The sequence below is a fragment of the Streptomyces clavuligerus genome (assembly GCF_005519465.1).
GTDB lineage: Bacteria > Actinomycetota > Actinomycetes > Streptomycetales > Streptomycetaceae > Streptomyces > Streptomyces clavuligerus.
Window position 1 is genome coordinate 4,507,521 of record NZ_CP027858.1, and the last position, 15,355, is coordinate 4,522,875.

A 15,355-nucleotide genomic window follows, 5' to 3' on the forward strand; every position below is an offset into this window, starting at 1 on the left:
GGTATACGAGAACTCATGAGCACGCAGCACACGCACGGCGGCCCCACGGCGGCCCGCCCCGACCGGCACCTCCCGGCGGGCAGCGCGGCCGACGGCCCCTACGCGCTCCGCGTCGACCCGGAGCGGGCGGGGTGGACCCACTCGTCCCTGCGCGTCCTGGAGCTGGAGCCCGGCGGCACGCACACCCTCGACACCGGTGACAGCGAGTGGATCGTGCTCCCGCTGAACGGCGGCTGCGCCGTCGAGGTCGACGGCACCACCTTTGAACTCCTGGGCAGGGAGAGCGTCTTCGGCGGAGTCACCGACTTCGCCTATCTTCCGCGCTCCGCCCGGGCACAGATCACCTCCGGCGCGGGAGGCCGCTTCGCACTGGCAGGGGCGAAGTGCGGGCGACGACTCCCCGCCCGCTACGGCCCCGCGCCGGAGGTTCCGGTGGAGCTGCGCGGCTCCGGCACCTGTTCCCGCCAGGTCAACAACTTCGCCGCCGCCGACAGCTTCGACTGCGACAGGCTGATCGCCGTCGAGGTGCTCACCCCCGGCGGGAACTGGTCCTCGTACCCGCCGCACAAGCACGACGAGCACCGGCCCGGCAGCGAGTCGGTGCTCGAAGAGATCTACTACTTCGAGATCGAGCGGGACGGGCTCGGCTACCAGCGGGTCTCGCCGTCCCGGGACGGCGGTACGGACGTCCTCGCCGAAGTGCGCGGCGGGGACGCGGTGCTCATCCCCGACGGCTGGCACGGCCCCTCGATCGCCCCGCCCGGCCGCACCCTGTACTACCTCAATGTGATGGCGGGCCCCGGAGCGACCCGGGAGTGGCTGATTTGCGACCATCCCGACCACGCCTGGATCAGGGGCACCTGGCCGCAGGAGCCCGTCGACCCCCGGCTGCCGCTCTACCTCCCCCCGGCGGCGGCGTCCGGCAGCGGCTCCCCGGCGGCGTCCGGGAACGGCTCCCCGGCGGTGCCCGGTGACGGCTCCCCGGCCCCGGACACGGCCAGGGACGGGGACGGGGAGCGCCCGGAGACGACCGAGGAAGGCGCATGACGACGGAGTCGGCAGGGACGGCAGCGGCGACCGGGTCGGCGGAGGTACGGGCGCGCGGCAGGGCGGGAGCCGGTACCGGTGGTACCCGGCGGCTCACCGTCGCCCAGGCCCTGATCATGTTCCTCAGCCGCCAGTACACCGAGCGGGACGGCCGACGGCGGCGGCTGATCGGCGCCACCTGGGGCATCTTCGGCCATGGCAACGTCGCCGGGATCGGCCAGGCGCTGCTGGAGTCGGGCACCGGGCGCGACGCCGCGATGCCGTACTACCAGGGCCGCAACGAACAGGCCATGGTCCACGCGGCTGTCGGATACGCCCGTCAGTCCCGGCGGCTCTCCGCGCACGCCGTCACCACCTCCATCGGCCCCGGCGCCACCAACCTCGTCACGGGCGCGGCGCTCGCGACGGTCAACCGGCTGCCGGTGCTGCTGCTGCCCGGCGACACCTTCGCCACCCGGCCCGCCGACCCCGTCCTCCAACAGCTTGAAGTCCCGTACGCGGGCGATGTGTCGGTCAACGACACGCTGCGCCCCGTCTCCCGCTACTTCGACCGGATCACCCGCCCCGAGGCGCTGATCCCCGCCGCGCTCCAGGCCGTGCGCACCCTCGCCGACCCGGCCGACACCGGTGCCGTCACCCTCGCCCTGCCGCAGGACGTCCAGGCGGAGGCGTACGACTGGCCCGAGGAGTTCTTCGCCGAGCGGATCTGGCGGGTCGCCCGCCCCCGGCCGGACACCGACGCCCTGGCCGCCGCCCGCCGGGCCCTGGCCACGGCCCGCCGCCCCCTCGTCGTCGCGGGCGGCGGGGTCCACCACAGCGAGGCCGAGGACGCGCTGCGCGCCTTCGCCGAGCGCACCGGCGTCCCCGTCGCCTCCACCCAGGCGGGCAAGGGCTCGCTGCCGTACGACCACCCCGCCGACGTCGGCGGCATCGGCCACACCGGCACGGCGACCGCCGACGAACTGGCCCGGACCGCCGATCTGGTGATCGGTGTCGGCACCCGCTGGTCCGACTTCACCACCGCGTCCGGCACGCTCTTCCAGAACCCGGACGTCCGCTTCCTCAATGTCAACATCACCCCGTTCGACGCGCACAAGATGGCCGGACTCTCCCTCGTCGGCGACGCGCGCGCCGTCCTCACCGAGCTGGCCGATGCCGCCCCGGCGGTGCCTCCCGCGTACCCGGCGGAGTACGGCGCCGCCAAGGAGCGCTGGGAGAGCCGGGTCTCCACCGCGTACGCGGCCGCCGACCCGGGGGCCCGCCCCACCCAGAGCCAACTGCTCGGTGCGCTGGACGCCCTGGTCACGGGCGAGGACATCGTCATCAACGCCGCCGGTTCGCTCCCCGGCGATCTGCACAAGCTGTGGCGCGCCCGCTCCGCCGACCAGTACCACGTCGAGTACGGCTACTCCTGCATGGGATACGAGATCCCGGCGGCGATCGGCGTGGCGATGGCCGCCCCCGGACGGCCGGTCTGGGCGCTCGTCGGCGACGGCACCTATCTGATGAACCCCACCGAGATCGTCACCGCCGTCCAGGAGAACATCCCGGTGAAGGTGGTCATCGTGCAGAACCACGGATACGCCTCCATCGGCGGGCTCTCCGCCTCCGTCGGCGGCGAGCGCTTCGGCACCGCCTACCGCCACCGCGCCCCGGACGGCACCTACAGCGGCGACCCGCTGCCGGTGGACCTCGCGGCCAACGCCGCCGCGCTCGGGCTGCGCGTCCTGCGCGCCGGGACCGTGGCCGAGCTGCGCCGGGCCCTCGCCGCCGCCCGCGCGTCCGACGTCCCCACAGGTGTCTATGTGGAGACCGCGACGCCCGACACTGTGTCGGGCCCGCCCCCGGCCCAGGCGTGGTGGGATGTACCCGTGGCCGAGACCGCGACCCGTTCCGCCGCGGTCGGGGCCCGTGAGGAGTACGAGAGGCAGCGCGCGGCCCGCCGCCGTCCGCTGTGAGCCGTCCATGAGCCGCCCCCCGTGCAACCGTCAGCCGTGAAAGCCCCGCCCGCCGTGAAGTCCCGCGAGCCGCGCCGGCCGTGAACCGCCACGGACGACCCGGTGACCCGGTGGAGCGGCATCTCCGAAGGAGCCATACGTCATGACCAGGACCGTCAACCACTGGATCGGTGGCAGGAGCGTCGAGGGCGCGTCCGGCGCGTGGGGCCCGGTCACCGACCCGGCGACCGGCGCGGTCACCACCCGGGTCGCGCTGGCCTCGGCGGACGAGGTCGACGCCGCCGTGGCCGCCGCGCGCGAGGCGTACACCGCCTGGGGCACGTCCTCGCTGGCGCAGCGCACCGCGATCCTCTTCCGCTACCGGGCCCTCCTCGACGCCCGCCGGGAGGAGCTGGCCGCGCTGATCACCGCCGAGCACGGCAAGGTGCACTCCGACGCGCTCGGCGAGGTCGCGCGCGGACTGGAGATCGTGGAGCTGGCCTGCGGGATCACCACCCAGCTCAAGGGCGAGCTGTCCACACAGGTGGCCGGCCGGGTGGACGTGGCGTCGATCCGCCAGCCGCTGGGCGTGGTCGCGGGCATCACCCCGTTCAACTTCCCCGCGATGGTGCCGATGTGGATGTTCCCGCTGGCGATCGCCTGCGGGAACACCTTCGTCCTCAAGCCCAGCGAGAAGGACCCGTCGGCGGCGAACCTCCTGGCCGTGCTGGCGGCGGAGGCGGGGCTCCCCGACGGGGTGCTCAACGTGGTCCACGGCGACAAGGTCGCGGTGGACGCGCTGCTCGCGCACCCGGACGTCGCCGCGGTCTCGTTCGTCGGCTCCACCCCGATCGCCCGTCACATCCACGCCACCGCCTCCGCGCACGGCAAGCGGGTCCAGGCGCTCGGGGGGGCCAAGAACCACATGCTGGTCCTCCCCGACGCGGATCTGGACGCGGCGGCCGACGCGGCGGTCTCGGCGGCGTACGGGTCGGCGGGCGAGCGCTGCATGGCGATCTCGGCGGTCGTGGCGGTCGGTGCCACCGGCGACGCGCTGGTGGAGAAGATCCGTGAGCGGGCCGAGAAGATCAGGATCGGCCCGGGCGACGACCCCGCGTCCGAGATGGGTCCGCTGATCACCCGGGCCCACCGGGACAAGGTCGCCGGTTATGTCACCGGCGCCGCGGCCCAGGGCGCGGATGTGGTGCTGGACGGCACCGGCTACACCGTCGAGGGGTACGAGGAGGGCCACTGGATCGGCATCTCGCTGCTGGACCGGGTCTCCCCGGACTCCGACGCCTACCGGGACGAGATTTTCGGCCCGGTCCTGTGCGTGCTGCGCGCCGAGACGTACGAGGAGGGCCTGGCGCTGATCAACGCCTCGCCGTTCGGCAACGGCACGGCGGTCTTCACCCGGGACGGCGGCGCGGCGCGCCGCTTCCAGCTGGAGGTCCAGGCGGGCATGGTCGGGGTGAATGTCCCGATCCCGGTGCCCGTCGGCTACCACTCCTTCGGTGGCTGGAAGGACTCGCTCTTCGGCGACCACCACATCTACGGCAACGACGGGGTGCGCTTCTACACCCGCGGCAAGGTGGTGACGACCCGCTGGCCCGACCCGTCGGAGCCGCACGCGGGTGTCGATCTGGGCTTCCCGCGCAACCACTGAGCCGCGCGGGCGGCCCGCCCCTACGGGTGCGGGTCCACAGGGACCCGCACCCGTAGGGCCGTTACGCCTCGCCCTCGGCGAGGGTGTGGGCGACCAGCGCGTTGGCGTGGCCGTGGCCGAGTCCGTGCTCGCTCTTGAGCCAGGCGACCAGTTCCATGTGCCGGGTCAGCGGGGAGGAACGGATCAGTTCCTTCCACTCCGTCACCGGACGGCCGTACTTCTTCTCGATGGCGGGAAAGTAGCTGGCCGGTCCCTTGACCTGCTCCGTCATAGCGCGTGGCCCCCTTGTGGCGCGTGGTGCGATACGGGGATTCTCACCGTGCGCGTGATCGTGGGGCAAGCGGATTCGCCACCGGGCGGGGCGGTGACGGGCCGGTCTCGTTCCCGCTCCCATTCCTTGATGCGGACGCGGACTCCGAGGCCGGCGCGCGGACGCCGACGCCCGTGCGATGACGGGCGTCGGCGTCCGGTCCGCGCGGTGGCGGGTGACGGGATCAGTAGAGGGTGTACAGGAGCTTGTTCGGTGAACCGGTCCCGGGGTTGATGACCTTGTTGTTGGTCGCGCCGTTCACCAGGGCGTCACGGACCTGGGCCGCCGGTGCGGTCGGGTTGGCCGCCAGATAGAGCGCCGCGGCGCCCGCCACGTGCGGGGCGGCCATGGAGGTGCCGGAGATGGTGTTGGTGGCGGTGTCGTTGGTGGCCCAGGCCGAGGTGATGCCGACGCCCGGGGCGAAGATGTCCAGGCAGGTGCCGAAGTTCGAGAACGACGCCTTGGTGTCGGTGCGGTCGGTGGCGCCGACCGTGATCGCCGTCGGGACCCGGGCGGGCGAGACGGTGCAGGCGTTCACGGCCTGGCCGAAGATATTGCCGTTGCCCGCGGCGATGGCGTAGCTGACGCCGGAGGCGACGGACCGTGTCACCGCGTTGTCCAGGGTGGCGTTGGCGCCGCCGCCGAGGCTCATGTTCGCGACGGCGGGCTTGCGGGCGTTGGCGGTCACCCAGTCGACGCCCGCGATGACTCCGGCGTTGGTGCCGGAGCCCTGGCAGTTGAGCACGCGGACGGCGATCAGGTTGACGCCCTTGGCGACGCCCCAGGTGCCGCCGCCGACCGTACCGGCGACATGGGTGCCGTGGCCCTGACAGTCCTGGCCGTTCTGCCCGCCGCCCACGGTGTCGGTGCCGACGCTCGCCCGGCCGCCGAAGTCGCTGTGGGAGGTGCGGATACCGGTGTCGATGATGTACGCGTTCACCCCGGCCGCGGTGGTGTTGTACGTGTACGTCGTCGACAGCGGCAGATCCCGCTGGTCGATCCGGTCAAGGCCCCAGGTGGCATTGGTCTGGGTGGCCGCGAGACTGACCTTGGAATCCTGTTCCACATAGGAGACCCGGGGGTCCGCCGCCAGTTCGGCGGCCCTGGCCGTGGACATCTTCGCCGCGAAGCCCTGCACGGCGCTGCGGTAGGTGTACTTGGGGGTGACCCCGAAGTCGGCGGCGCGGGTCCGGCCGTCCTTCAGGACCACGATCCAGCTCCCGGGAACGGCGGTCGCCGAAGGAGCGAGACGCAGGTCTCCGCCCCGTTCGGGCGCGGTCGCGCCGTGCGCCGAGGGGGAGACGGCGAACTGTAGACCGACCGCGAGGGTGACCACGGGCAGCAGGGCGCCTAAGCGGCGGGTGGTTGTTCTCATCTCGTGCACCTGACCTCTCGTTGACCGGATCGCAAGGAATCACGGGTGTACGGGGGTGTGCGGGGTGCCGGGCCATGCGTGAACGGGGCACATGGACGCGCGGGGGCGCGCGGTGCCTCGGCGTACCGGTGGTGCGGGATACCCGGAGCGACCGGACGCGTCGAACACTGTCTCCTGACATGAGACATGACACAAGAGTCTGTCTGGGGACACCGTGTCACCGACGCCACCGGCCGAGGCGTTTTGGCCACACAGCCCGCGCCGGACCGCGTCCGGCCCCGCCGTGCCCCGCCGCCCCGCGCTCCGCACCCGGGCGCACACTCCCGGCCCCGCGCGCGGTGGGGCGCCGCCGCTGTCGCCCGGACCGTACACGGGCCGGTGCGGGCGGGGTGTCCGCCGCGGGGTCACGGGCCGGTGCTGTCGGGCGTCCGGTGTCCGCTGCGAGGTCATGCCCGGCGTCCGGCATGAGGTCACGCCCGGTGCCGGGCGTCCGCCGCGGGGCCGTGGCCGCCGCTGTCGGGCGTCCGCCGCGAAGCTACGGCCGCTGCCCGCTGCCCGCTGCCCGCTGCCCGCTGCCCGCCGCCCGGCGTCCGCCGCGAAGCCACGGCCGCTGTCGGGTGCGGGTGTCCCGGCACGAGGCCACGCCCGTGGCCCGGCGTCCGCCCCGCGGCCCGGCGTCCGCGGCCCGGCAGCCGTCCCCTCGGCCCGGCCCGTGCGCGGTACGGCCACGGGGCCCGGGCACGGGGCCCACCGCCCCCACAGGCGCCCCGCTTAAGGTTGCCCCCATGCAGATCCGAATCCCCCGGCCCCGCCGCCGGGGCCGATGGCTCGCCGGGACGGCCGCGTTCGCGGTGCTCGCCGGAGCGGGCACATGGACCGCCGTCGCCGACGGCGACGCCCCGGCGGTGCACCGCGAGGACCGGGTGCACCAGATGCCGGGAGCCGGTGTCGACACCTCGTTCTTCACCTCGGGGGACCCGGACCGCCGCAGACCCGCCGTCCTCATCGGACACGGCTTCGGCGGCAGCAAGGACGACGTCAGGGAGCAGGCCGAACGGCTGGCCCGGGACGGCTACGCCGTCCTCACCTGGTCCGCCCGCGGCTTCGGCGCCTCCACCGGCCGGATCGGGCTCAACGACCCCGCCCACGAGGTCAAGGACGTCTCCCGGCTGCTCGACTGGCTGGCCCGGCGCCCCGAGGTACGGCTCGACGCCGACGGCGACCCCCGGGTCGGCGTCGCCGGTGCCTCCTACGGCGGAGCCGCCGCGCTGCTCGCCGCCGGGCACGACCGCCGCGTCGACGCCATCGCGCCGTCGATCACCTACTGGAACCTCGCCGACGCGCTCTTCCCCGAAGGGGTCTTCAAGAAACTCTGGGCGGGCCTCTTCTTCACCGCGGGCGCGGCGGGCCCCACCGGCCCGACCGGACCGCCCCCCGGTGTCGCCGACCCGCCGGGCGCGCCGCGCGCCGCGACGGGCGCCCCGGCCACCGGCGCGGACGCCCCCGCCGACCCCGAGGGCTGCGGCCGTTTCTCGGCCGAACTGTGCGCGATGTACGAACGGGTCGCCGTGGCCGGAGAGCCCGACCCCGCCGCCCGCGCCCTCCTCGAACGCCGCAGCCCCTCCGCCGTCGGCGACCGCATCGCCGTCCCCACCCTGATCGTCCAGGGCCAGTCCGACTCCCTCTTCCCGCTCTCCCACGCCGACGCCATGGCCCAGCGGATCAAGGCCAACGGCGCACCCGTCGCCGTCGACTGGATCTCCGGCGGCCACGACGGCGGCGACCGGGAGCAGCGGCGGATCGAGAACCGGGTCACGGCCTGGTTCGACCGCCATCTGAACGGGGACCGCGGCGCCGACCCCGGCCCCGCGTTCCGCGTCAGCCGCACCGGCGGCTTCGACTCCGGCGAGGGCCACGCCGTGCTCCGCGGCGCCTGGGACGACCGCTACCCCGGTCTGCACGGCGGGGTGCGGAACATCCCGCTCACCGCGGGCGAGCAGCGCTTCTCCAACCCCGCCGGGGCCGCCCCGCCCGCCGTCTCCGCCGTCCCCGGCATCAGCGGCGCGCTCGGGCAGTTCTCCTCCCTCGGGGTCGGCTTCGCCACCGACGTCCCCGGGCGGCACGCCCGTTTCGACTCCCGTCCGCTGCCGGACGATCTGCGGATCACCGGCTCGCCGCGGGTCCGGGTCAAGGTCGCCTCCACCACCGGCGACGCGGTGCTCTTCGCCAAGGTGTACGACGTGGGCCCCGACGGGCGGACGCAGGTGCTGCCCGCGCAGCTCGTCGCCCCCGTCAGGATCACCGGGGCCCGTACGGGCAAGGAGGTCACACTCACCCTGCCCGCCGTGGACCACCGGGTCGAGGCGGGCCACCGGCTCCGGCTCGTGCTCTCCGCGACCGACCTCGGCTACGCGTCGCCCGTGGCCCCCGCCCGCTACACCGTGGGTCTGACCGGCGCGGGCGAACTGGCCGTCCCCACCGCCCCCGCCGTGCGCACCCAGGACACCGGGCTGCCGTGGTGGACCTGGGCCCTCCCGGCCGGGGGCGCGGCCCTCGCCGCCGCGCTGCTGCTCACCGCCCGCCGCCGGGCCACCGCCCCCGCGCCCGACCCCGGCCGCGCGGACGTCCCGCTGGAGATCACCGGCCTCGCCAAGCGCTACGCCGGGGCCAGCGACCGCTACGCCGTGCGGGACCTCTCGTTCCGCGTCGAGAAGGGACAGGTCCTCGGACTGCTCGGCCCCAACGGCGCGGGCAAGACGACCACGCTGCGGATGCTGATGGGGCTGATCCGGCCGGACGAGGGCGAGATCCGCGTCTTCGGGCACGCGATCCGGCCGGGCGCGCCCGTGCTCTCCCGGGTCGGCGCCTTCGTCGAGGGCGCCGGTTTCCTCCCCCATCTGTCCGGCCGGGAGAACCTGGACCTGTACTGGCGCGCCACCGGCCGCCCCGCCGCCGACGCCCATGCCGAGGAGGCCCTGGAGATAGCCGGACTCGGCGACGCGCTCGCCCGTGCCGTGCGCACCTACTCCCAGGGCATGCGGCAGCGGCTCGCCATCGCCCAGGCCATGCTCGGCCTGCCGGATCTGCTGATCCTCGACGAGCCGACCAATGGACTCGACCCGCCGCAGATCCGGGAGATGCGGGACGTGATGATCCGGTACGCGGCCGGGGGCCGCACCGTCATCGTCTCCAGCCATCTCCTCTCCGAGGTCGAGCAGTCCTGCACCCATCTGGTCGTCATGGACCGCGGCCGGCTGGTGCAGGCCGGGCCGGTCGCCGAGATCACCGGGGAGAGCGACACCGTGCTCGTCACCCTCGCCGGGGAGATCTCCGAGCCGCTGGCCGAGAAGGTCGCCGCGCTGCCGGGGGTCGGCTCGGCCCGGCGGACCGAGGACGGGCTCCTCGTCCGGCTCGACGGGGCCACCACCACGGCGCTGATCGGCGAACTCGTCCGGCTGGACGTGCCGCTGACCGGTGTCGGCCCGTACCGCCGTCTCGAAGACGCCTTCCTCACCCTGATCGGAGGTTCCGCGTGAGCACCCTGACCGAGGCCGCGCCCGGCTACCGCGCCCGGCACACCCTGCCGCTGCGCGTGGAGGCGGTACGGCAGCTCAAGCGGCGGCGGACGATGGTGATGGCCGGGCTGCTGGCGGCGCTGCCGCTGGTGCTCATCGCCGCCTTCGCCGTCGGCGGGACGCCCGGCGACGGCGGGCCCGACGACCGGATCACGCTGATGGACACCGCCACGGCCTCCGCCGCCAACTTCGCCGCGACCAGCCTCTTCGTCTCGGCGGGCTTTCTGCTGGTGGTGCCGGTGGCGCTGTTCCACGGGGACACCGTCGCCTCGGAGGCCAACTGGTCCTCGCTGCGCTATCTGCTGGCCGCTCCGGTGCCGCGGACCCGGCTGCTCTGGTCCAAGCTGGCGGTGGCGCTGGGCTTCAGCGCGGCGGCCGTGCTGCTGCTGCCGCTGGTCGCCCTGGCGGCCGGTACGGTCGCCTACGGCTGGGGCCCGCTGGAGCTGCCCACCGGGGGTTCGCTCCCCGCCGGGACCGCCCTGGCCCGGCTGGGCCTCGCCGTGCTGTATGTCCTCGTCTCCCTGCTGGCCACGGCGGGGCTCGCCTTCTGGCTCTCCACCAGGACGGACGCGCCGCTGGGCGCGGTCGGCGGGGCGGTCGGGCTGACGATCGTCGGCAATGTGCTGGACGCGGTCACGGCGCTCGGCGACTGGCGCCAGGTGCTCCCCACCCACTGGCAGTTCGACTGGATCGACGTGCTCCAGCCGCAGGCGGAGTGGAGCGGGATGGTGCAGGGGGCCTCGGTCTCCCTCACCTACGCGCTGGTGTTCACGGCGTTGGCCTTCCGCCACTTCTCCCGCAAGGACATCGTGTCCTGACCCGGGGGCGGCCCGCACCCCGGCCCGGAGCCCCGGCAGCCCGCCGCGGACTCCGGGCCGCCGTCGTTCCCGGGGACGGGACCGGACGCCCGAGGGGGCCGAGGGGCCGGCCGGGAGGACCGGCGGGAGGACGGGTCGGGACCGGCCACGCCGGGCGGGGTTCCCGCGTGGCCGAGGGCCTCGGCCACTAGCCTGAGGGGGCCGGTACGGCCGTCCGCCCGTGCGGGGGTGGAGACGGGCCCCGGGCCGCAGGCCCCGGCGGTGGTGCCCCCGGCGGCGAGGACCGGCCGGGCGACCCGGAATGCGGCCGGGTCGCCCGGCCTCCGCCGCTCCGCCCGGCCTTCGTCGCTCCGCGCGGGCGGAGCGGACGCCCGCCGGGCCGGAGCCGCGGAAACGGCGGGGCACCGGGGGAGCGGCAGGGCGCGGGGAGATGCCCGGGGCATCGGACGGGGGAGCGGTCAGAGCAGCCCGCCCGCCCGCCAGAGTCTGCGCCCCCGTTCGTCGAAGGCCCCCACGTCCTCCAGGAAGCCGCTCAGCCGGGCCGCACCCGCCCGGAGCACCTCCCGCCGGTGCTCGCTGCCGCGGGACTGCTTCACGGCCAGTCTGCGGTCGAGTCCGCAGTCCGGGTAGACCTGGGAGTTGACGAGGCACCGGGCGAAGACCCGGCCCAGCTCCCCGGTCACGGCCCGCGTCACCCGCAGCTCCAGCCGTCCCGCGCGCTCCATCTGCCGCCGCAACTCCTCCCGCGCGTACCGCACATGCCGGGCCTCCTCCACCACATGGATACGGGTGACGCCGCGCACCAGCGGCTGCACCCGGTCGTCGGGGAAGGTCAGCCGCTGCATCCAGTCGATGACCTCCTCGCACAGCAGCGTGAAGACAAGGGAACACGATGTGGTGGAACAGGATTTGAAGACCCGGGTGAGATTCTGGACGAACGGTGACACGGGATAGACGGGCGTCTCCGATTTGGCGAGGAAACGGGCGAACATCATGGAGTGGCGGCACTCGTCGGCGATCTCCGTCAGGGCGAAACGGACATGCTTGCTCGTGACCGGCTTGTCATAGATATGCCGCAGCAGCAACTGCATGACCACGATCTCGAACCAGATACCGATCGAGGCGAGTGACGCGCTTTCGACCCGGGCCAGCCGCTGTCGTCGTTCCTCGTCCATCGCCCACCACAGCGGAGTGTCGTAGAGGGAGATCAGCTCCGGCGGCCAGAACCATTTTCCCTCCACGAAGGGGGCGTCCCAGTCCAGCTCGCGGTCCGGGTCGAAGCTGTGCCGGGCGCTGGCGTCGAGAAGGCGCCGGGCCGTCTCTTCACGATCCCCCAGAATATAGTTTCCGGCCATTTTCTCCGGTGATTTCACGGCCATGGCAATCCCCTGAATATGTCATACAATCCGACGTGATGACGAACGGGTGGAAAGCAGTCGCCATCCGGCAACGGTCTTTATAGCGCCCATGGAAGACCGTTTCGCCCGCTATCTCCGTTACCCAGGCACTCCCACGGACCTGACGGGTGATCATCACTCAAATGAGCGACAGGGGTGGCGATTACCCCGAGGGCGCATGATCGTTGAGAACGCCGTGTTCACCCATGCCGACACCCCCGCCTGTGCCCGTGCCGACATCTCAGCCGACGCCACCGGATCGGCGTCGCCTGCCCGACGTGAACTGACCGCCGTCCTGTTCAAGGACGGTTCCGCCGATGCTCATAGGAAGTGGCGGAAAACCATCTCGACAGAGCCTTTTCGATTCCGTTCCGGGCTGCGGACCGAAGAACGCTGGGAGTTGTCCTATGCCAGGCTCCGCGCGTTCAATGAGGAAATCGAATCACCCGAAGAGCTGGCCCGTGATCCCCGGGGGCTCGCCGCGCTGCACGAATGGGCGGCGGTGGTCGACGGAGCCCTCGCCACCGTGGCCGGCATCCACTACAACCTCTTCCTGGGCAGCCTGGTGGACGACGAATCCACGGAGCGGGATCTCGTCCCCTTTCATACGCTCTCGCGTACAGGAACGTTCCTCTGCACGGAGCGCGGGCACGGAAATGACGCCGCCGCCCTGGAGACCACGGTCACCTATGACCGCGGAGCCCAGGAATTCATCCTGCACACACCGCACGAACGCGCGCAGAAGTACATGCCCAACACCAGCCCGGCGGGCGGCCCCAAGTCGGCCGTGGTCGCCGCCCGGCTGCGCGTGGACGGCGAGGACCGGGGCGTCTTCCTCTTCCTCGTCCCGCTGACCGACGCGGACGGCACCCTGCCGGGCGTCACCGTCGAACCGCTGCCCGACCGGATCGGCAGCCCCGTCGACCACTGCGTCACCTCGTTCGACCGGGTACGGCTCCCGCGCACCGCCCTCATCCAGGGGCCGCACGGGCGGCTGCTCCCCGACGGCGTCCTCCACACCGATGTCGGCAGCCAGCGCAAACGTTTCCTGCACGCCATCGGCCGGGTCACCACCGGCAAGCTCTGCATGAGCGCCAGCACCCTCGGCGGCTGCCGCGCGGCCCTGTCCATCGCCGTCCGCTACGCCCATACCCGCCGGATCTCGGGGCCGACGGCGGGCAGCAGAATCCCGCTCGCCGCCCACCGCAGCCATGTCGGCAGACTGCTGAAATCGCTGGCCACCGCCTATGCGATGACTTTCCTCCACCGCAGTGTCGTCGACACCTGGGTCCACCATGAACCCGCCGACCGGGACCGCGTCGAACGGCTGGTCGCGGTCGCGAAAGGGTGGATCACCTGGAACGCCCGTGCGATCACCATCGAGGCCAGGGAACGGTGCGGAGCGCGGGCCCTCTTCCCGGTGAACGGCCTCGCCGAGTATCCCGCCAACGCCGACGGGGCCATCACCGCCGAGGGCGACAACCTCGCCATCTGGTGCAAGGCGGGAGCCGAGATGATCTTCGGCCATACACCTGCCGAACCGTCCCTCCGCTCCACCGCGGTCCCCCAGGGTGTCAACGCCCTGGGGGACCCGGTCTTCCTGAGGGACCTGCTCGCGGTGGTGGAGGGCCGCTGGCACCACCGGGCCCGGCTGAACCTCAGATCGGGGCCTTCGGGCGACTCGCTCGGCCGCTGGAACAACGCGTCAGGCGCCGCGCTCGAACTCGTCGAGGCGCATGCCACCCTGCTGGCCGCGGACGCCTTCGTCGCCGCCGCGGGCACGGTCCCCCACGCCCCCACACGCTCCCTGCTGCGGGACCTGTGCGCCCTCTTTCTGCTGGACGCGCTCGCTCCGCGCTCCGGCGAACTTCTCGCCGACGGCCATCTCACCGCCGCACAGGTACGGGCGATCCCCGATACGGTCGACCGGCTGACCGCCGGTCTCACCCCGCATCTCGGGGTGATCGCCGACGCCTTCGACGTGCCCGAGGAACACCTGGGGGACCTGCCGATGCTCACCGCGCCGTGACGGGCCCGCGCCGGGGCCCCGCCGCGAGCGGCCCGCACCCGGGCCGGAGCCTCGTGGACACGTCCGCCCGCATACCCGTACCCGCCGCCCCTCCACAGGAGGAGACACCGCATGAGAGCCGTTCAGTACCGCACCCCGGGCAAGGGCCCCGAACTGGTCACCCTGCCCGACCCCGAACCCGGCCCCGGACAGGTGCTGCTCAAGGTCACCGCCGCGGGCATCTGCCACTCCGACCTGACCCTGATGGACGCCGAGCCGGGGACCCTGTCGTTCGGGCTGCCCGTCACCCTCGGCCATGAGGCGACCGGTGTGGTCGAGGCCCTGGGCCCCGGGACGGGACCGGGCGCGGACGGGGGCTGGCCGGCCGTCGGGGACGCCGTCGCCGTCTACGGCGCCTGGGGCTGCGGGGCCTGCCGGGCCTGCGCGGAAGGCCGGGAGAACTACTGCCCGTACGCGCCCGCGCAGGGGATCCACCCGCCCGGTCTTGGCGCCCCCGGGGCGCTGGCCGAGTATCTGCTCGTCGACCACACCCGCCATCTGGTCGCGCTCGGCGGCCTCGACCCGGTGCGGGCCGCGCCGCTGACGGACGCCGGGCTCACCCCGTACCACGCGATCCGCGCGAGCCGCCACAAGCTGCCGCCGGGCAGTACGGCGGTGGTCATCGGCGTCGGCGGGCTCGGCCATCTGGCCGTGCAGATCCTGCGCGCGCTCACCCCCGCCCGGATCGTCGCCCTCGATCTGACGGGCGAACGGCTCGCCCTGGCCCGGAACGCGGGCGCCCACCACACCCTGGTCGCCGACGACGGCGCCCGGGCGGCGCTCGACGAACTCACCGGAGGGCAGGGGCCCGACGCCGTCTACGACCTCGTCGCGTCCCCGGAGACGACCGCCCTGGCCGCCGCCGTCACCGCGGCCGACGGATACATCGCCCTCCTCGGCATCGGCCGGGGGAGCGTGCCCGTCGCCTTCGGCGCGACCCGGCCGGGGGTGACCGTCACCGCGCCCTACTGGGGCACCCGGCAGGATCTGCTGGACGTGTTCGCCCTCGCCCGGGAGGGCAGGGTCACCACCCTCACCGAGACCTTCACCCTGGAGCAGGCCCCGCTCGCGTACGAGAGGCTGCGGGACGGCACCGTCCTGGGGCGCGCGGTCGTGGTGCTCTGAGAAGGGGCGGCACGCGAAAAGAAGTGGCCGCCCGGGG

The 15,355-nt window shown here is 73.6% G+C and carries 10 protein-coding genes; 7 read left to right on the forward strand and 3 right to left on the reverse strand.

Annotated elements, in window-relative coordinates; all coding sequences use genetic code 11:
- Positions 1-15: 15 nt before the first annotated feature.
- The 3 genes from iolB to mmsA all read left to right on the forward strand — a co-directional run bounded on the left by iolB (position 16) and on the right by mmsA (position 4,650).
- Positions 16-1,047, forward strand: a complete 1,032-nt coding sequence (gene iolB / locus CRV15_RS18970; RefSeq protein ID WP_003955719.1) for a 5-deoxy-glucuronate isomerase — start codon at positions 16-18, stop codon at positions 1,045-1,047.
- Complete coding sequence (gene iolD / locus CRV15_RS18975) at positions 1,044-3,005, forward strand: 3D-(3,5/4)-trihydroxycyclohexane-1,2-dione acylhydrolase (decyclizing) (RefSeq protein WP_003960542.1); 1,962 nt, start codon at positions 1,044-1,046, stop codon at positions 3,003-3,005. Before iolB ends, iolD begins: the two co-directional genes overlap by 4 nt.
- Before the next feature lie 142 nt (positions 3,006-3,147).
- Positions 3,148-4,650 carry a CoA-acylating methylmalonate-semialdehyde dehydrogenase gene (mmsA, locus tag CRV15_RS18980; RefSeq protein WP_003960541.1) on the forward strand — a complete coding sequence of 501 codons (1,503 nt, stop codon included), beginning with the start codon at positions 3,148-3,150 and terminating at the stop codon, positions 4,648-4,650.
- A gap of 61 nt (positions 4,651-4,711) precedes the next feature.
- On the opposite strand, the gene CRV15_RS18985 is transcribed toward mmsA, so the two are convergent.
- Positions 4,712-4,921, reverse strand: a complete 210-nt coding sequence (locus tag CRV15_RS18985) for a DUF4287 domain-containing protein (protein ID WP_003955722.1) — start codon at positions 4,919-4,921, stop codon at positions 4,712-4,714.
- A gap of 223 nt (positions 4,922-5,144) precedes the next feature.
- Positions 5,145-6,344, reverse strand: a complete 1,200-nt coding sequence (locus CRV15_RS18990) for a S8 family peptidase (RefSeq protein ID WP_003955723.1) — start codon at positions 6,342-6,344, stop codon at positions 5,145-5,147.
- A 776-nt stretch (positions 6,345-7,120) separates the two neighbouring features.
- On the opposite strand from CRV15_RS18990, the gene CRV15_RS18995 reads away from it, so the two are divergent.
- A complete protein-coding gene (locus tag CRV15_RS18995) occupies positions 7,121-9,871 on the forward strand; it encodes an alpha/beta fold hydrolase (protein ID WP_003960537.1) in 2,751 nt (916 codons plus the stop codon).
- Positions 9,868-10,728, forward strand: a complete 861-nt coding sequence (locus CRV15_RS19000) for an ABC transporter permease (protein WP_003955725.1) — start codon at positions 9,868-9,870, stop codon at positions 10,726-10,728. Before CRV15_RS18995 ends, CRV15_RS19000 begins: the two co-directional genes overlap by 4 nt.
- Before the next feature lie 458 nt (positions 10,729-11,186).
- On the opposite strand, the gene CRV15_RS19005 is transcribed toward CRV15_RS19000, so the two are convergent.
- Positions 11,187-12,083 carry an AurF N-oxygenase family protein gene (locus tag CRV15_RS19005; protein WP_009996245.1) on the reverse strand — a complete coding sequence of 299 codons (897 nt, stop codon included), beginning with the start codon at positions 12,081-12,083 and terminating at the stop codon, positions 11,187-11,189.
- Between the two features lie 220 nt (positions 12,084-12,303).
- Here CRV15_RS19005 and CRV15_RS19010 point away from each other — a divergent pair, with 220 nt between their 5' ends.
- Positions 12,304-14,154 carry an acyl-CoA dehydrogenase family protein gene (locus CRV15_RS19010; RefSeq protein ID WP_230864119.1) on the forward strand — a complete coding sequence of 617 codons (1,851 nt, stop codon included), beginning with the start codon at positions 12,304-12,306 and terminating at the stop codon, positions 14,152-14,154.
- A gap of 111 nt (positions 14,155-14,265) precedes the next feature.
- A complete protein-coding gene (locus CRV15_RS19015) occupies positions 14,266-15,318 on the forward strand; it encodes an NAD(P)-dependent alcohol dehydrogenase (RefSeq protein ID WP_003955728.1) in 1,053 nt (350 codons plus the stop codon).
- Positions 15,319-15,355 lie beyond the last annotated feature (37 nt).

What these genes read in the sequence shown, in the direction of transcription:
- iolB (WP_003955719.1), top strand. Translation starts at nt 16, where the DNA reads ATGAGCACGCAGCACACGCACGGCGGCCCCACGGCGGCCCGCCCCGAC.
- iolD (WP_003960542.1), top strand. Translation starts at nt 1,044, where the DNA reads ATGACGACGGAGTCGGCAGGGACGGCAGCGGCGACCGGGTCGGCGGAG.
- mmsA (WP_003960541.1), top strand. Translation starts at nt 3,148, where the DNA reads ATGACCAGGACCGTCAACCACTGGATCGGTGGCAGGAGCGTCGAGGGC.
- CRV15_RS18985 (WP_003955722.1), bottom strand. Translation starts at nt 4,921, where the DNA reads ATGACGGAGCAGGTCAAGGGACCGGCCAGCTACTTTCCCGCCATCGAG.
- CRV15_RS18995 (WP_003960537.1), top strand. Translation starts at nt 7,121, where the DNA reads ATGCAGATCCGAATCCCCCGGCCCCGCCGCCGGGGCCGATGGCTCGCC.
- CRV15_RS19005 (WP_009996245.1), bottom strand. Translation starts at nt 12,083, where the DNA reads ATGGCCGGAAACTATATTCTGGGGGATCGTGAAGAGACGGCCCGGCGC.
- CRV15_RS19010 (WP_230864119.1), top strand. Translation starts at nt 12,304, where the DNA reads ATGATCGTTGAGAACGCCGTGTTCACCCATGCCGACACCCCCGCCTGT.
- CRV15_RS19015 (WP_003955728.1), top strand. Translation starts at nt 14,266, where the DNA reads ATGAGAGCCGTTCAGTACCGCACCCCGGGCAAGGGCCCCGAACTGGTC.